Consider the following 17,150-nt stretch of genomic DNA (forward strand, 5'->3'; position numbering starts at 1 on the left):
CCTGGCCTTCGAATACGACAGCGCCGGCCGCCTCACGCGCCTCGTCAACGAAAACGGTGCGCAAAGCCGCTTTGCCTGGGACGCGCTGGACCGGCTCGTGCAGGAAGAAGGGTTTGACCAGCGGCTGCAGCGCTACCGCTGGGATGCGGCAGGCCAGCTCATGGAAGCCACGGACGGCAACGCTGCACGGCAAAGCAGCAGCCACTACCGCTGGGACGAAGGCGGCAGATTGGTCGAACGTCAGCTGCCCGCCACGGCCCATGCGCCGGCCCAGACCCACCGCTACGAATGGGATGCGGCCGGACGCCTCATGACCGCCAGCGTCTGGCAGCACACCGTCGAGAACACCGCAGAGAACACCATCCAACTGCAAAGCCGCATAGCACTGGAACGCGATGCCCTGGGCCGCATCACCGCAGAAGTGCAGCAGCTGTACCGGCCCGGCAAGCACAGCAACGGGGGCGGCGGCGCAGACCAGATCGAATACGAACACCGCATCGCCCACAGCCTGGACGCGCTGGGCGCACGCCAGCACAGCCAGCTGCAAGGCCTGGGAAAGATCGCCTGGCTCACCTACGGCTCAGGCCATGTGCACGGACTGCAGCTCAACGGCGCCGGCCTCATCGACTTCGAACGCGACGCCCTGCACCGCGAAGTCCGCCGCAGCCTGCACCCACCCACCCCCGCAGCAGAAGCAGATGCAGACGCAGACGCACACCACCCCCTGCAGGTGCAACGCCAATGGGACAGCATGGGCCGCCTCACGGCCCTGGGCACCACAGGCCTGCAAAGCATGGAAGGCAGGGAACACCTCGTCCAGCCCCTCATCGGCCAGATCCTTGGCCGCCGCTACCACTACGACAGCCTGGGCCAGCTCGTTGCCATCGAACAGGCCGGCGCCCCGGGCCAGGCCGCACAACTGCTGCGCTACGGCTACGACAGCGCCGGGCGCCTCAGAGCGGCCACCGACAGCCAGGACCCCCAGACCACCGCCCGCTGGCAGATCGACCCTGCCGGCAACCGCCTGCCCGCACCGGGCGCACCGGGTCAAGCCAGCCCTCAGGACAGCTGGGCCGCCCAGGTCCACGCCCACTGGCGGCACACCGACTTCAACCTCATGGGCCTGGGCCACCTTGCAGGCCAGCGGCAAGGCCCCGTGCAGCGCTGGGAAGACAACCGCATCGGCTTCAGCGAAGACCGCGTCTGGCGCTACGACCCCTGCGGCAACCGCATCGCGCAAATGCATGCAGACCACAGCCAGCAGCAACTGCACTACGACGGAGCACACCAGCTCATCGCCGTGCGCAGCAGCCAGATCCAGGGCAACGCCGAGCAGTTGCGCCACCACAGCCGCTACACCTACGACGCCCTGGGCAGGCGCCTGAAGCAGCAGGTCGAAAGCGCGGACTCCACAGAATCCACCCGCACCCACTACTACGGCTGGGACGGCGACCGCCTCATCCACACCGAGCGCCTGCAGGGCGGCGATGACACGCGCCACATAGAACACACCATCTACGAACCCGGCAGCTTCACGCCCCTGGTGCGCCTGAGCACCACGGCCAGCGGCGACCCCCAAGACGAGCCCCACCTGCTGGTGCAAGCCATCGCCGCAGGCCTGCCTGACCCGGAAGACCCCAACCACGCGCCGGCCCTGGCCCTGATGCAAACCATGCTCGACGCCATGCCGCGCGACATGCAGCAAGACGCGGCCCACCACCTGCGCCACACACTGGAGCACGGCCTGCCGCCCAGCGCCCAGGCCATGCTGGGCGAACAGGCCGAAAGCACCACCCGCCTGCTCAGCGGCATGCAGGCCAAACTGCAGGACCAGGAAAAAGAACAGCACGCCCGCATCGCCATCCACCACTACCACTGCGACCATCTGGGCACGCCCATGGCCCTGACCGACCAACGGGGGCTAGTCACCTGGGCGGCCAAGCTGGACCCTTGGGGCAATGTGCTGCAGGAGTACAACCCGCAAGGCATCCACCAAGCGATCCGGCTGCCAGGGCAGCACCATGACAGGGAAACGGGGCTGTATTACAACCGGCATCGGTATTACGATCCGGTGGTGGGGAGTTATGTGAATCAGGATCCGATTGGGTTGGCCGGAGGGGTTAACAAAAGTATATATGCGATAAATCCCATGATTTCCATGGATCCTTTGGGCTTGGCCCCCGTAAAAACGTGTGCAGAGAGAATTTTGAAAGCAGCGGAGAAATTAAATAATCAAGAAAGATACTCATACGCCTCGAATTATGGCTTTGGGTCAAAGAGAAATAAATGTAATCTCTTTGTTCATGAAGTGCTAGAAAATGCAGATGTCGAATCTCCCTCGCGCTACAGATTTGGAATTATCCCAAGAGGACCAGCAACTGCTGGAGATTGGGCAAATCCACAAAAAGCGATTCCCGGATTCGAAATTGTTACGTCTCCAAAGCCTGGTGATATTGTTGCGGTGGCATATCCATATGGGGACGCTACTGGGCATGTGGCAGTCGTGACAGGGAGTAGTACAACCATTGGCGCAGGCTCAGAAGACGGATCACATTCAACAGGTTGGCCATGGAATGGGGCATCGCCTAAAGGCAATCCAATATATAGAAGATGCAAAGATTGAGAAAGATGATGAAGACAGTAATTTACATAATAGCCGCAACGCTTGGTTTTCAAATAATATCTTTGCTAACTTTCTTGATGGCGCCAATGAAAATTGATTTATCGGATATAGAGGGATTTAATTTATCTTATATTTTTAATAAACTGGGAAATCCAGACTATGATTTGAGTGTCAAAGATATACTGGGATGGCAAAGCCATCGTTATCTAATTCGTCAAAATGTCGAACTTAGGATAAAAGAATCGAACATTAAACCAACTGCTTTCCCTGCATCAATAAGTATTTCAAATACATTGGGGGAAGAAACTCATTATTTCAAGTTATCAAAACACTCAAGATCTGACGGAAATAACAATTTTATTAGAACGACCACCATAACCGTATGGCCATACGGTGATTTTCTAATAAGTAAAGAGATTGTTGAAAATAAAGATCACCAGTCACAGTGAGTCTCGATATGCGTGGATTGTTCAGCCCCATGGGTTATAACAAGATGGGGCCAAAACGCGTGCAGATCGCTTGGTCATGTTGGGTATCCACGACGAGCACACCATAAAAATGCTGCAGGAGATGCGCAAGTAACTGCAAAAGCAGGAGCGAGCGCGACAGGGCTCCGTAGCCATCCATCATTACAACTGCGACCATCTGGGCACGCCCATGGCCCTGACGGACCAGACCGGCCAAGTGGCCTGGGCCGCAAAGCTGGACCCCTGGGGCAATGTGCTGCAGGAGTACAACCCGCAAGGCATCCATCAGGCAATCCGGCTGCCGGGGCAGCACCATGAGGGGCTGTATTACAACCGGCATCGGTATTACGATCCGGTGGTGGGGAGTTATGTGAATCAGGATCCGATTGGGTTGGCAGGTGGGGTCAATAAGAATATTTATGTCAAAAATCCAAACAAAGGCATAGATCCACTAGGTTTGATGGAAGAGCTGAGTCATATATGGAATATCGGGCCATGGGATGCTCTTAGTACAAGATCTGATAATAAAGATGCCCTGTCTACAGCTCAGAGAAAATTTCCAAGAAATGAGTTGCACAATGGAAAGGGCGATGCATTCCGTCATTGTTATTGGTCTTGCATTATGAGCTTAAGGATGGGGGTAGACCAGGCGAAATCTGTTGGCGATACTCACGAGGAGTATGGAACAAAAGCAGGTCAAGCAAAAAAGGAGGAAATAATGGATTTGCACAACAATCAAAAAGGCAGAAATTGCTCGCTATCTTCAAAAACAAAAAATGACTGTGAAAATAAATGCCAAGATAGTCTTGATGATGGCAGTCTATGGTTTATAGATAAAGATTCTGGCGCGCTCACCACAAGCCAAGATTGGCAAATTCCATGAAAATTAAATTAACAGCAATTATTATTATTTCAATAATATTGAGTTGGTATTTCTTTAAAAAAGATGATTTTAGTTATTATATAAATAGAGATTACGATTTTGTTTGCATATTTCCGCCATATACGCCCAAATTATTTATTATTGAGGATTTGAAGAAATATTCAAATAATATAAAAGATAATATGAAATATAAAGAATCAATGGATGACGGAATTTTTACTTATTTCTTTATAAAAAATAAAGAAATAATTTCTTCTGGTGAAGAAATGGTGATAAATAATTCGATGGGTAAATATGGGTGTTTTGGTAAATAAAATATTACCATGATTTAATATTCCGTGGGATAAAGACTAGTGCCAAGTGGCATAGATTTTTCTTGGCTAATGCACTCATGCAGTTAAGCGAGACTTTTGATATTGCATCTATGCAAAGGTGGGTGTGCACGTCGATCTATAACATTTCAGCAGGCCGGTAACAGCGCTATCCACCACTACCACTGCCATTGCGGCCACTCGGGCACACCAATAGCCCTGACGGACCGGCGAGGGCCAGCCAAGCTGTATCCCTGGAGCAATGCGCTGCAGTAATACAACCCGCAGGGCATCCACAAGGCGATGCGGCTGCTTTGGGCACGCTTAAGACGCCGCCGTTGCTCGTTCAAATAGAACAAGGTATTGATTGTGGTAGATTATTCCCTTATCAAAAATATTGCTTTTGGCATAAAAAAATATGTAGAAAAACAGGAGATTCTACATCTTTCTTTCATGAGAACCCATAGTGATCTTGTGAAGCTATCAAATATAGAATTTCTTCCTCGCAGCGGATTTGTTTTTGATGAGGAGATGAATAAGTGGGAATTTAAAAAGCATGGATGTGGTTATGAGTTCTCTCATGAAGGTGCGGTTATTGATATAAATGATTATTTCCTGTCGAATGGAGATTTTTTTAGCGCAAATAGATTATTCTTCTATTTTGAATCGATTGGATTTAATTTCAAAAACCAATATGCTGATGATGCAATTAAATCAGCCTTGATTTATTTGGAATCTACAGGAGAGATCGTGAAGGTGCTGCCGACGGGGTATTATAAGTTACTTTCATCTTAATGCTGTCATTAATTTAATTGTTAATCTAGTTAATAAAGGGGATAAAATCTTATTGATTTTATAAAATGCATAACAAGCTCCAGGGCTACTCACAATCGGCGGGTAACAGGATAGGAAGATATTGAGATGCCTCGCTTGAAATATCCTGAAATGAGAATGGAATTGCTCGGATATTTGAGGAAACTCAAGGATTTGAAGTATCAGATGAAAGCCTGGGTGAATCAGGAATTTCCTGCAGACGTTCAATACGACCATCTTGATTTGGCCATACATTTCATTTTTGACGATACGGATCTTGGCAGTGATGCTCGTATGGCGATCGGTGAAATTCTTCTCGATGAGCAGGAGGCATCGCTGATGGGGCAGTTGGTGGATGCCATCAATGCCGTCTTTGAGGCGTACGGCACGGACATGCCGGAAAGCTTCAACATGCAAGTTGGCGAATGGACGAGAGTGGAGGCCTGTGCCGAAAGGGCGTTCGATTGTCTGGAGGGGAGCAACGCCGCTGGCTGCCCCGAGCCGCTGGATTGACACGGGCATGCCTGCCAGCCGACTAGCCGGGGCAAGGCCATGGCTGATCGTGATGTCCAGTCGGTGGTGAAGAGTACCGTAGCGTTTCCAGGTTCGTGGAACAGCAAGATGTTTTCCACTGGTAGCCCGTCCCCCAAACCTGCCGGACAATCCATGGAAACCGAGGCCCCGTTTCATGACAACTTCAACCCCCCTTCCCGAACCCGAATTGAGAGCCTTCGCCGCAGCGGCGGCCGAGCAGCAGCGATGCGCGGACTGCGCTGTGCTGTGGAGGCCGGGCTGGGAGTCCTTGTCGGGGGCGGACAAGACTTCGCATCTGCAGCAGGTTGGTGCGCTGGGCACGCCGGAGACGCGGGAACTGCTCGATGAATATCACCCACAGGGCACGAACCAGTGGTCACCGGATGCCCCCATCGCCCTGGGCTGGCACCCGTACAACCGCTGCACGCTCTGGCGCTGCCACCATTGCAATGCCGCCTTTCTGCGCTACACGGAATACGGCGGCTACTACCAGGACGATCGCATCCGGCCGCTGCTGGCGCATCTGATCGTCACGCCCGAGCAGGGCCGCGTCTGAGCGGCGCTGCTCGGCCGGCTCAGGTCCAGTCGAAGGTGAACAGCGCCGTGCGGCTTTCCGGCTCGTAGAACAGCAGGATGCTGTCCGCGCCCGTGGCGCACCAGTTGTAGCCGGCCACGTTGGCCACGTGGAAGAAGGGCTTGCCGTCGCGGGTGATGCGGATGCCGTCGTCTTCCAGTTCATCGCCCATGCCGGCGTTTTCCGCTTCGTCCAGCTGGAAGGCCGGGGGAATGGGCGGGTGGCTGGTCCAGTTGCCGTACCAGATGCCGCCGCCCAGGCTGTCCAGGTAGTCCTGCTCCACGGGCTCGCCCTTGCCGTAGCGCGAGTAGCTGGCCAAGCGGCCGTGCTCGGCGTAGTAGGCACTGGCCTTGGCGTGGCTGGCCAGCATTTCGTCGGTGTGCTCGCAGGCGTAGGCGTCCTTGGTGAACTGGCCGCCGTGCTGCGGCGCGCGCTGGAAGAAGCCTTCGTTGCCCAGGAAGCGGTAGCGGTTGTCGGGCGTCAGTTCCAGCGCAAACCAGTTGGGGGCGGTGAAGGCGTTGTGGTGGGCTTCGGTCTCATCGCCTATGCAGCCCTCGAAGGGCTCGACGGGGCACAGCATGTGGACCACGGTGCCGGCCAGTTCGGGCCGCATCAGGCCCAGGTCGATGGAGATCAGCGGCAGCAGGTGCTCTGCCAGCCAGGGCTGGTCGGCCACGAAGATGTCGGCGGCGGCGGGGAAGGGGGTGAGGCCCGGCTTCAGTTCGCGGACTTCGGTTGGCTGGGACAAGAGGGGCTCCTTGGCGGATAGAGGGGGTTGGGAATGCGGGGGGCGCTGCGGGCCGGGTGTCAGGTGATCTCGAAGATGTCCTGGTCCGATGCGGCTGCGCTCTCGTGATAGATGTCGTACAGGTACTGGGCCAGTTCGGCGTGGGTCACGTCGGCGGGGATGGCCAGCAGGGCAGGGGCACGCTTGCCGTCCGCGCCCACGTTGAAGCAGCGCCAGTGGGCGTCTGCCCGTTCGATGGCGATGATGCGGCCAAAGACATTGAAGCGGTATTTCTCCAAGCGGGTGTCTCCTGGTGAGCGGGCATCGTAACGGGAGCCGGTGGCATATCCGTGTTCTCCCCATGTCCGTGGTGGCGGTTTGTCCATATATTTCAAACCTAAACTATTCAGGCCTAAAGTGATTGGGCACTGTTGCTGAACCTGGGGCGCCTGCCGCCCGTCGAGAAAAGGGTTTGCGGTATGAAGATCGTCTGTATCGGTGGAGGTCCCGCCGGCCTGTACTTCGGCCTGCTGATGAAGCTGCAGGACCCCGCCAACGAGGTCACGGTGGTGGAGCGCAACCGGCCCTACGACACCTTTGGCTGGGGCGTGGTGTTCTCGGACGCCACCATGGACAACCTGCGCGAGGCCGATCCGGTGTCGGCCCGCACGATTGGTGACGCCTTCAACCACTGGGACGATATCGACATCCACTTCAAGGGACGGAGCCTGCGCAGCAGCGGCCATGGTTTCATCGGCATAGGCCGCAAGAAGCTGCTCAACATCCTGCAGGCGCGCTGCGAGGACGTGGGCGTGAAGCTGGTGTTCGAGAACTTCGTGCAGGACGACCAGGCGATGGCGCGCGAGTACGACGCCGACCTGGTCATCGCCTCGGACGGCATCAACAGCCAGGTGCGCACGCGCTATGCCGATACCTTTCGGCCCGATATCGACCAGCGCCGCTGCCGCTTCGTGTGGCTGGGCACGACCAAGGTGTTCGATGCCTTCACCTTCGCCTTCGTGCAGACCGAGCACGGCTGGTTCCAGGCCCATGCCTACCGCTATGAAGACGGCATGTCCACCTTCATCGTGGAGACGCCCGAGGAGACCTGGCAGGCCGCCCGCATAGAGCAGATGAGCCAGCAAGAGGGCATTGCCTATTGCGAGAAGCTGTTCGCCCCCTGGCTGGACGGCCATGCCCTGGTCAGCAATGCCACGCACCTGCGCGGCTCGGCCATCTGGATCCGCTTTCCGCGCGTGATCTGCAATACCTGGGTGCACTGGAATGCGCTGGACACGCTGCGCGGCCCGCGCAGCGTGCCCGTGGTGCTGATGGGCGATGCGGCGCACACGGCGCATTTCTCGATTGGCTCGGGCACCAAGCTGGCGCTGGAGGATGCGATCGAGCTGGCGCGCAGCCTGCGGTCTGCGGGGGGCATCGAGGCCGGCCTGCGCCACTACGAGGAGGTGCGTAGCGTGGAGGTGCTCAAGATCCAGAACGCGGCGCGCAATTCCACGGAATGGTTCGAGAACGTGGAGCGCTATGCGGGCCTGGAGCCGGAGCAGTTCGCCTATTCGCTGCTGACGCGCTCGCAGCGCATCTCGCACGAGAACCTGCGCCTGCGCGATGCCGCCTGGCTGCAGGGCTTCGAGCGCTGGATTGCCGAGCATGCGGGCGAGACCGTGCCCGAAGGCCGCCGCCCGCCCATGCCCATGCTCACGCCCTACCAGGCGCGCGGCCTGCGGCTGAAGAACCGCATCGTGGTCTCGCCCATGGCCATGTATTCCTGCACCGACGGCGTGCCTGGCGACTTCCACCTGGTGCACCTGGGCGCGCGCGCCATGGGCGGCGCGGGCCTGGTGATGGTGGAGATGACCTGCACCTCGCCCGACGCGCGCATCACGCCCGGCTGCCCCGGGCTGTGGAACGACGAGCAGGCGCAGGCCTTTGGGCGCATCGTTGATTTTGTGCACGCGCAGGGCGGGGCGCACATTGGTATGCAGCTGGGGCATGCGGGCCGCAAGGGTTCCACCCAACTGGGCTGGCAGCAGATCGACCATCCGCTGGAGCAGGGCAACTGGCCGCTGCTGTCGGCGTCGGCACTACCGTACTTGGAGGGGCTCTCGCAAGTGCCCCGCGCCATGACCCGCGCCGACATGGACCGCGTGCGCGAGGACTTCGTGGCCGCCACGCGGCGCGCCGCGGCAGCGGGATTTGACTGGCTGGAGCTGCACTGCGCGCACGGCTATCTGCTGTCCAGCTTCATCTCGCCGCTGACCAACCGGCGCGACGACGAATACGGCGGCAGCCTGGACAACCGCCTGCGCTTTCCGCTGGAGGTGTTCGAGGCGGTGCGTGCAGCCTGGCCGCAGGACCGGCCCATGTCGGTGCGCATCTCGGCCCATGACTGGGTGGAGGGCGGCATCACGCCCGACGATGCGGTGGAGATCGCACGCCGCTTCAAGGCGGCGGGCGCCGACATGATCGACTGCTCCTCGGGCCAGGTCAGCCCCGACCAGAAGCCGGTGTACGGCCGCATGTACCAGACGCCGTTTGCCGACCGCGTGCGCAACGAGGCCGGCATACCGACCATTGCCGTGGGCGCCATCTTCGAGGCCGACCATGCCAACGCCATCATCGCCTCGGGCCGGGCCGACCTGTGCGCGCTGGCGCGTCCGCACCTGGCCGATGCCGCCTGGACGCTGCGCGAGGCCGCACGCCTGGGCGCCCACGATGTGGACTGGCCGCCGCAGTACCAGCCCGGCAAGCGCCAGTTGGAAACCAACTTCGAACGCGCCGCCGCCATGGCGCAGTTGGACGCGAAATGAAACTACACCCCCTGAGTCGCTTCGCGCCTTCCCCCTCTCTCGCTTCGCGGGAGGGGGACGACACCGTCGGTGCGGGGCGGCCCTTCCTCGGCGTCCCTCGCTGTGTGGCGCGCCGGTTTCATAGGTTGCGGGTGGCTCGCATCGCCACGGGTGATTGAAATGACCATATCTTTGAATCTTCTTGAAGGGCGCCATGCCCTGGTGACGGGCGGGGCGCGCGGCATAGGCCTGGCCTGCGCGCGGGCGCTGCTGGCGCGCGGCGCGCGGGTCACGCTGCTGGGACGCGATGGTGCAGCGCTGGAGGCTGCCGTGCGCGAGCTGGGCGGCACGGCACCGGCAGCACAGATGGTGCAGTCCGTGCAGGCGGATATTGCCGACGAGGACTCGGTGCGCCAGGCCTTCGCGCAGGCCGAGGCGGCCTTCGGCCCCGTGCAGGTGCTGGTCAACAACGCAGGCCAGGCCAGCAGCCAGAAGTTCGAGCGCACCGATGCCGCACTGTGGCAGGCGATGCTGGCCGTCAACCTCACAGGCACCTTCCACTGCATGCAGGCCGCGCTGCCGGGCATGCTGTCTGCGCGCTGGGGCCGCATCATCAATGTGGCCAGCACGGCAGGGCTGATCGGCTATGCCTATGTCAGCGCCTATTGCGCGGCCAAGCATGGCGTGATCGGCCTCACGCGCTCGCTGGCGCTGGAGACCGCAGGCAAGGGCGTGACGGTGAACGCCGTCTGCCCCGGCTACACCGAGACCGACATCGTGCGCGGCGCCGTGGCCAACATCATGGACAAGACCGGCATGACTGCGGATGAGGCCCGCTCCAGGCTGGCCGAACGCAACCCGCAGGGCCGCCTGGTCCAGCCCGAGGAAGTGGCCGAGACCGTGGCCTGGCTGGCCCTGCCGGCGTCCGCCTCGGTCAACGGCCAGTCCATTGCCGTCGATGGCGGCGAGGTGATGACCGGCTGAACCCGGTCCACCCCCGTTTTCTGAATTCTTGATGGAGACACCATGAGCACCCAGCCCGAAGAACACAGCATGAAGCACCACAAGCGCCCCCTGGCCGGCTACGAGGCCAGGACCTTTGTGTGGCAGGTATCGGCCGACGGCAAGATCGGCACCATCACCCTGAACCGGCCCGAGCGCAAGAACCCGCTGACCTTCGGCTCCTATGCCGAGCTGCGAGACCTGTTCCGCGCCCTGGTCTATGCCACCGACATCAAGGCCGTGGTGGTCACGGGCGCGGGCGGCAATTTCTGCTCGGGCGGCGATGTGCACGAGATCATCGGCCCGCTCACCAAGATGAGCATGCCCGAGCTGCTGGACTTCACGCGCATGACGGGCGACCTGATCAAGGCCATGCGCGCCTGCCCGCAGCCCATCGTGGCGGCCGTGGACGGCATCTGCGCGGGCGCGGGCGCCATGGTCGCGCTGGCGGCCGACATGCGCCTGGGCACGCCCGCGGCGCGCACGGCGTTTCTCTTCACCCGCGTAGGCCTGGCCGGTGCCGACATGGGCGCCTGCACGCTGCTGCCGCGCATGATCGGCCAGGGCCGCGCCTCCGAGCTGCTGTACACGGGCCGCGCCATGACGGCCGAGGAGGGCGCTGCCTGGGGCTTCTTCAATGCCCTGCATGGCGCCGAACAGATCGGCGAAGCCGCCCACGCGCTGGCCGCCCAGCTGGCCGCAGGCCCCACCTTTGCCCATGGCGTGACCAAGAAGCTGCTGCACCAGGAATGGAACATGGGCGTGGACGAGGCCATCGAGGCCGAAGCCGAGGCCCAGGCCATCTGCATGCAGACGCGCGACTTCCACCGCGCCTACGAGGCCTTCGTGGCCAAGCAAAAGCCTGTCTTCGAAGGAAACTGAAAATGCGTGATTCCTCCTGGCTGGACTGGCCTTTCTTCGACGACGCCCATCGCACGCTGGCGCATGAGGCCGATGCCTGGTGCGCCCAATCCCTGGGCGATGTGGACCACCACGATGCCGATGCAGCCTGCCGCCAACTGGTGAAGGCCCTGGGCCAGGCCGGCTGGCTGCGCTATGCCGTGCCGTCCGGCCCCGGCGGCGCCTGGGGCGGGGCCTTGCCCGAGGTGGACTCGCGTGCGGTCTGCATCCTGCGCGAGACCCTGGCCCGCCATGAAGGCCTGGCCGACTTCGCCTTTGCCATGCAGGGCCTGGGCAGCGGTGCGATATCGCTCATGGGGTCGGAAGCGCTGCGCCAGCGCTACCTGCCGCGCGTGGCGCGTGGCGAGGCCATTGCGGCCTTTGCGCTGTCCGAGCCCGATGCCGGCTCCGACGTGGCCGCCATGGCCTGCGAGGCGCGGCTCGAAGACGACCACTATGTGCTCAACGGTGCCAAGACCTGGATCTCCAACGGCGGCATTGCCGACTTCTACTGCGTGTTCGCCCGCACGGGCGAGGCGCCGGGGGCGCGCGGCATCAGCGCCTTCGTGGTCGATGCGGACACGCCGGGTTTCTCCATTGGCGAGCGCATCGAGCTGATCGCGCCGCACCCGCTGGCCACCATCCGTTTCGACAACTGCCGCATACCCGTGTCGCAGCGCCTGGGCGAGCCGGGGCAGGGCTTCAAGCTGGCCATGATGACGCTGGACATCTTCCGCGCCTCGGTGGCCGCCGCCGCACTGGGCTTTGCGCGCCGCGCGCTGGACGAAGGCCTGGCACGCGCCAAGTCACGCCGCATGTTCGGGCAGACCCTGGGCGACCTGCAACTGACCCAGGCCGCGCTGGGCGACATGGACACGGCCATCGACGCATCGGCCCTGCTGACCTACCGGGCCGCCTGGATGCGCGATGTGAAGAAGACGCGCACCACGCGCGAGGCGGCCATGGCCAAGATGACGGCCACTGAATCGGCCCAGGCCGTGATCGACCGCGCGCTGCAGATGTTCGGCGGGGCGGGCGTGGTCTCGGGCATGCCGGTGGAGACGCTGTACCGCGAAATCCGCGCGCTGCGCATCTACGAGGGCGCGACCGAGGTGCAGAAACTCATCATCGCGCGCGAGCTGCTCAAGGCCTGAGCGGCAGGCTGCCCATTCAACGCAAAGCCAGGGAACATCGCATGCAAGCCTCCGCCCACATCGATACTTTCGCCCGGGACAACCTGCCGCCGCCCGACCAATGGCCCGAGTTCCTGCTCGACGGGCCGGACGTGGCCTATCCCGAACGCCTGAACTGCGCGGCCGAACTGGTCGATGCCATGGTGGCGCGCGGCCAGGGCGGCCGAGTGGCCCTGCGCTGGAGGCAGGGCGCGGACCAGGCCGCCATGACCTATGCCGAACTGCAGGCGCTGACCAACCGCATCGCCCATGTGCTGGTGGAAGACCTGCAGCTGGTGCCCGGCAACCGGCTGCTGCTGCGCGGCCCCAACAACGCCATGATGGCGGCTTCCTGGCTGGCCGCCATCAAGGCCGGGCTGGTGACGGTGCCCACCATGCCGCTGCTGCGTGCCAAGGAGCTGCAGCAGATCATCGCCAAGGCCCGGGTGCAGGCCGTGCTGTGCGATGTGCGCCTCAAGGACGAGGTGCAGCTGTGCCTGCAGCCCGGCCATGAACACCATTGCCCGGACCTCTCGCGCGTGCTGTATTTCAACGACGGCGCAGCCGATGCGCTGGACGCCCTGGCCGCAGCCAAGCCCGACACCTTCGACTGCTGCGACACGGCGGCAGACGATGTCTGCCTGATCGCCTTCACCAGCGGCACCACGGGCGCGCCCAAGGGCTGCATGCATTTCCACCGCGACGTGCTGGCCATGTGCGACCTGTTCCCGCGCCATGTGATCCGGCCGGGCCCGGACGACATCTTCTGCGGCACGCCGCCGCTGGCCTTCACCTTTGGCCTCGGCGGGCTGCTGTGCTTTCCGCTGCGCGTGGGCGCCAGCACCGTGCTGGCCGAAAAGCTCACGCCCGAAGGGCTGCTGCAGCTGGTGCAGGATTTCCGCGCCACCATCGTCTTCACCGCACCCACCTTCTACCGGCAGATGGCGGCGCAGGCAGCGCGCTTCGACCTGTCGTCACTCAGGAAAAGCGTCTCGGCCGGCGAGGCCCTGCCGGACGCCACGCGCCAGCTGTGGAAGCAGGCCACGGGCATCGAGATGATCGACGGCATCGGCGGCACCGAACTGATCCACGTCTTTGTCTCCAGCCCGCCCGAGGAGGTGCGCGCGGGCGCCATCGGCAAGGTCGTGCCCGGCTATGTGGCCCAGGTGGTGGATGACGACATGCAGCCCGTGCCCGACGGCACGCCCGGCCGCCTGGCCATCAAGGGGCCGACCGGCTGCCGGTATCTTGCCGACGAGCGCCAGAAGCGCTTTGTGCAAAACGGCTGGAACCTGCCCGGCGACACCTTTGTGCGTGATGCCGACGGCTATCTGTTCTACCAGGCGCGCAATGACGACATGATCATCTCGGCCGGCTACAACATCGCCGGCCCCGAGGTGGAGGACGCACTGCTGCGCCACGAGGCCGTGGCCGAATGCGGCGTGATCGGCGCACCCGACGACGAGCGCGGCCAGGTGGTCAAGGCCTTTGTGGTGCTCAAGCCCGGCTTTGCGGCCGGCGACGATATGGCCGCCACGCTGCAGGCCTTCGTCAAGGCCAGCATTGCGCCCTACAAGTACCCGCGCGCCATTGTCTTCGTGCCGGCCCTGCCGCGCACCGAGACCGGCAAGCTGCAGCGCTTCGTGCTGCGCAAGATGCCGTGAGCGCGCGCCATGGCCTCCGCCTTCGTCAGCCAGGTGCAGGTGCTGTTTCGCCATTGCGATCCGGCCGGCATCGTCTTTTACCCGCGCTATTTCGAAATGGTCAACGACCTGGTCGAGGAATGGTTCGACAGGGGAATGGGCCTGCCATTCCAAACCCTGCATGTACAGCGCCAGGTGGGCACGCCCACGGTGTCGGTGCAATGCGATTTCACGGCGCCCAGCCGCTGGCACGACACGCTGCGCCAGGTATTGGAGGTGCGCCGCATCGGCGGGGCATCGTTCCAGTTCGATGTGCGTTTCGAGGGGCCGGACGGCCAGCGACGGCTGTCTGCGCGCATGACCATCGTCACCATGGATTTGCGCAGCATGAAGGCCACGCCACTGCCGGCCGATCTGCGCGAGCGCCTGCAGGCCTATCTGGTGCCGCAGGACGGTTTTACGGATTCAACGAGAACAGGATGAAGCAATGAAGACTCTGCAACCCCCGGACTGGCTGGCGCCACGAGGCTATGCCAATGGCATCCTCACCGAAATGACGGTCGGCTCCCGGCTGGTGTTTGTCGGCGGGCAGATTGGCTGGAACGGCCAGCAGCAATTCGAGACGGACGACTTTGCCGGACAGGTGCGGCAGGCGCTGGCCAATATCGTCGCCATCCTCGCCGAAGGCGGCGCCAGGCCCGAGCACATCGTGCGCATGACCTGGTATGTGACCGACAAGCAGGAATACGTGGCGGCCTATCCCGCCATTGGAAAGCACTACCGCGAGCTGATCGGGCGGCATTTCCCCGCCATGACGGCGGTGGAGGTGGCGGATCTGGTGGAAGACCGGGCCAAGGTGGAGATCGAGGTCACGGCGGTGGTGCCTGCATGACGCACCTCTGAGCATGTGCCCGCGCATGTGCGCCGCCGTGCGGGCGGGCCCATGCGCGGCAGGGACTCACTTGATTTCGAACAGGGTGCGGTCCTTGCCCAGGATCCAGTTCGGCGGCTTGCCGCGGCCGGTCCAGGTCTTGCCGGACTCGGGGTCCTGGTACTTGGCGGGGGCGCTCTTCTTGCCATCGGGCTTCCAGGGGAAGACCTGCTGTGCCGTGAAGCCAAACTCCCGGACCAGTTCCTGCACCGATGCCAGAGCCGCTTTGGACTCCAGCTTGCGGGCCTCGTCGATTTGCTGGTCGAGCAGTTTTTTCTGGGCAATCAGCTCTTGGTATGTAGTCATCTTGATAGAAGAATTTCTAAGTGCGGCTATTTGTCGAAAACTGCGCAGCAAGAACAACGACCCGGAACTCTTTACGCAATGGTCAAGGTTGGTGCATGTGCAGTGGGGGATGAAGATATCACCGTAAGTATAAATACTGATGATGTGAGCGTTCTATGGGGTGTAGACAGCTTCTTCTCATGCCTGGGCATATTCCGAGGCGATCCGCATTATATCCAGCAGCATCTTGATAACCTCCACTTTACAAAAGCTGTTGCGTCTTTGTTACATTTGCAGAGCATTGTGGTTGGCGCTTCCTCCTCTGGAGAGGGCGTGCTGGCATGCTTTTCCTGGGCAGCCGCGACGAGGTGATCGTACAAGTTCCCATTTCAGAACCGGTTGCGGGTGTTGATTTTGTTTCATCAATCGATTTTATTTATCGATTTATAAAATAAATTACATGTGATTCGATTCTGCTATTTAATCTTGCGATTAACACGCGTTGTTTCATTTGTCTTGTCGATTGGCTGGATAGATTTTTTGTATTGCGAGGATTGAATTCCTGGCCGTGGTTTGAAATATCTTCCGCCGATATCGCGTAAATTCATGAGCCGTTGATTGCCAGGCCATTGCAGTCCCGGGAATGCCTTTGGGGCTGATTCTTCAGGCGCAGTTTCGCGGCCCGGCCATGCCCGCCAGGCAGCGGGCGCGTACCGAACGCTTGATTGGCGTGCCACCAACAGCCTGTTAGCATCGCCGCACTACAACGATCCACACCCTGGCAGACATGGCAAGAAGGCAGACCAGCGCCCACGACGGCAACGAGACCCGCGAGACCCTTCTCAAGCTGGCCGCCCGCACCTTCGGTGAGCAGGGCTACTCTGCCACCACCATGCGCAACATTGCCGAGCAGTCCGGGATCGAGGCCGCCAGCATCTACTACCACTTCGCCTCCAAGGAGGAGCTGGTGGACGAGGTCATGGAGCAGGGCGGCAACCGCATCATCAGCCAGCAGCAGGAGCGCCTTGCCGCGCTGGGCGCCGACGCCACGGCCGAGCAGCGTTTCCGCGCAGCCGTGCTGGGCCAGATGGCGGGCCTGATCAAGCATGGGGACTTCGCCCTGGCCCACGGCCGCCTGCTGGGCCAACTGCCCGACAAGGTGCGCGAACGCCAGATCAAGCGCCGCGAGCGCCACCAGAAATTCTGGAGCGGCCTGCTCGAAGACCTGCGCGCCGAAGGCCGCCTGCGGGCCGATGCCGACATCCACCTGGCGCGCATCATGATCCTGGGCAGCATCAACTCCATACAGTCCTGGTTCAACCCCCGCAAGGGCTCGCTGGAGAAGGTGGCGGACCAGATCTGCGACATGTTCTTCCGGGGCGTGGGGCCCGCAGATCAATAGGCACAATGCGGGAAATCGCCAGTCGGCTGTCACATGCCTGTGCCATATTGCCGCGCTGTCTCCGGGGCCCGTGCTG

The 17,150-nt window shown here is 61.3% G+C and carries 18 protein-coding genes; 15 read left to right on the forward strand and 3 right to left on the reverse strand.

All coding sequences use genetic code 11. The features are described 5' to 3' along the window. From ACF8LI_RS14760 to ACF8LI_RS14790, 7 genes are all read left to right on the forward strand, one after another. Window positions 1-2,623, forward strand: a 2,623-nt coding sequence (locus ACF8LI_RS14760) for an RHS repeat-associated core domain-containing protein (RefSeq protein WP_392413141.1), incomplete at its 5' end; no start/stop codon positions are given. A gap of 8 nt (window positions 2,624-2,631) precedes the next feature. Further along, window positions 2,632-3,072, forward strand: coding sequence for a hypothetical protein (locus ACF8LI_RS14765; RefSeq protein ID WP_207442917.1), 441 nt, complete (start codon window positions 2,632-2,634; stop codon window positions 3,070-3,072). Between the two features lie 172 nt (window positions 3,073-3,244). Then, window positions 3,245-3,973 carry a DUF6973 domain-containing protein gene (locus ACF8LI_RS14770; protein WP_227469600.1) on the forward strand — a complete coding sequence of 243 codons (729 nt, stop codon included), beginning with the start codon at window positions 3,245-3,247 and terminating at the stop codon, window positions 3,971-3,973. Next, a complete protein-coding gene (locus ACF8LI_RS14775; protein WP_139223910.1) occupies window positions 3,970-4,287 on the forward strand; it encodes a hypothetical protein in 318 nt (105 codons plus the stop codon). The genes ACF8LI_RS14770 and ACF8LI_RS14775 overlap by 4 nt, the downstream gene beginning before the upstream one ends. 366 nt (window positions 4,288-4,653) lie before the next feature. After that, window positions 4,654-5,079: a DUF6896 domain-containing protein gene (locus ACF8LI_RS14780; RefSeq protein WP_156135986.1), complete on the forward strand. Its 426-nt coding sequence runs from the start codon at window positions 4,654-4,656 to the stop codon at window positions 5,077-5,079. Between the two features lie 126 nt (window positions 5,080-5,205). Then, the gene (locus ACF8LI_RS14785; RefSeq protein WP_212645269.1) at window positions 5,206-5,610 is read left to right on the forward strand and encodes a hypothetical protein; all 405 of its coding nucleotides are present in this window, start codon (window positions 5,206-5,208) and stop codon (window positions 5,608-5,610) included. 175 nt (window positions 5,611-5,785) lie between these two features. Further along, window positions 5,786-6,187, forward strand: coding sequence for a hypothetical protein (locus ACF8LI_RS14790; RefSeq protein WP_012206277.1), 402 nt, complete (start codon window positions 5,786-5,788; stop codon window positions 6,185-6,187). Window positions 6,188-6,206: 19 nt separating this feature from the next. Here ACF8LI_RS14790 and ACF8LI_RS14795 read toward each other — a convergent pair whose 3' ends face one another. Together ACF8LI_RS14795 and ACF8LI_RS14800 are read right to left on the reverse strand one after the other, a co-directional pair. Then, entirely contained in the window at window positions 6,207-6,953 is a 747-nt protein-coding gene (locus tag ACF8LI_RS14795; RefSeq protein ID WP_016454668.1) for a hypothetical protein, read from the reverse strand. Window positions 6,954-7,012: 59 nt separating this feature from the next. After that, window positions 7,013-7,231 carry a hypothetical protein gene (locus ACF8LI_RS14800; RefSeq protein ID WP_016450629.1) on the reverse strand — a complete coding sequence of 73 codons (219 nt, stop codon included), beginning with the start codon at window positions 7,229-7,231 and terminating at the stop codon, window positions 7,013-7,015. Between the two features lie 180 nt (window positions 7,232-7,411). On the opposite strand from ACF8LI_RS14800, the gene ACF8LI_RS14805 reads away from it, so the two are divergent. From ACF8LI_RS14805 to ACF8LI_RS14835, 7 genes are all read left to right on the forward strand, one after another. Next, on the forward strand, window positions 7,412-9,760 hold the full coding sequence (locus ACF8LI_RS14805; protein WP_016454669.1) for a bifunctional salicylyl-CoA 5-hydroxylase/oxidoreductase: 2,349 nt from the start codon (window positions 7,412-7,414) through the stop codon (window positions 9,758-9,760). A 159-nt stretch (window positions 9,761-9,919) separates the two neighbouring features. After that, window positions 9,920-10,723, forward strand: coding sequence for an SDR family NAD(P)-dependent oxidoreductase (locus ACF8LI_RS14810; RefSeq protein ID WP_392413145.1), 804 nt, complete (start codon window positions 9,920-9,922; stop codon window positions 10,721-10,723). A 42-nt stretch (window positions 10,724-10,765) separates the two neighbouring features. Further along, window positions 10,766-11,623 carry an enoyl-CoA hydratase family protein gene (locus ACF8LI_RS14815; RefSeq protein ID WP_012206272.1) on the forward strand — a complete coding sequence of 286 codons (858 nt, stop codon included), beginning with the start codon at window positions 10,766-10,768 and terminating at the stop codon, window positions 11,621-11,623. Window positions 11,624-11,625: 2 nt separating this feature from the next. Next, window positions 11,626-12,795 (forward strand): acyl-CoA dehydrogenase family protein, encoded by a 1,170-nt coding sequence (locus tag ACF8LI_RS14820; protein WP_016454671.1) that lies wholly within the window; start codon window positions 11,626-11,628, stop codon window positions 12,793-12,795. A 41-nt stretch (window positions 12,796-12,836) separates the two neighbouring features. Next, window positions 12,837-14,477, forward strand: coding sequence for an AMP-binding protein (locus tag ACF8LI_RS14825; RefSeq protein WP_280048452.1), 1,641 nt, complete (start codon window positions 12,837-12,839; stop codon window positions 14,475-14,477). Between the two features lie 9 nt (window positions 14,478-14,486). Further along, complete coding sequence (locus ACF8LI_RS14830; RefSeq protein ID WP_392413148.1) at window positions 14,487-14,939, forward strand: acyl-CoA thioesterase; 453 nt, start codon at window positions 14,487-14,489, stop codon at window positions 14,937-14,939. A 4-nt stretch (window positions 14,940-14,943) separates the two neighbouring features. Further along, complete coding sequence (locus tag ACF8LI_RS14835; RefSeq protein ID WP_016450636.1) at window positions 14,944-15,348, forward strand: RidA family protein; 405 nt, start codon at window positions 14,944-14,946, stop codon at window positions 15,346-15,348. A 66-nt stretch (window positions 15,349-15,414) separates the two neighbouring features. Here ACF8LI_RS14835 and ACF8LI_RS14840 read toward each other — a convergent pair whose 3' ends face one another. After that, a complete protein-coding gene (locus tag ACF8LI_RS14840) occupies window positions 15,415-15,693 on the reverse strand; it encodes an H-NS family nucleoid-associated regulatory protein (RefSeq protein ID WP_016450637.1) in 279 nt (92 codons plus the stop codon). A gap of 766 nt (window positions 15,694-16,459) precedes the next feature. Between ACF8LI_RS14840 and ACF8LI_RS14845 the strand changes: the two genes are divergently transcribed. Continuing rightward, complete coding sequence (locus ACF8LI_RS14845; RefSeq protein ID WP_016450638.1) at window positions 16,460-17,074, forward strand: TetR/AcrR family transcriptional regulator; 615 nt, start codon at window positions 16,460-16,462, stop codon at window positions 17,072-17,074. Window positions 17,075-17,150: the final 76 nt, after the last annotated feature.

The sequence above is a fragment of the Delftia sp. WSY_12 genome, from assembly GCF_043104645.1.
GTDB lineage: Bacteria > Pseudomonadota > Gammaproteobacteria > Burkholderiales > Burkholderiaceae_C > Comamonas > Comamonas tsuruhatensis.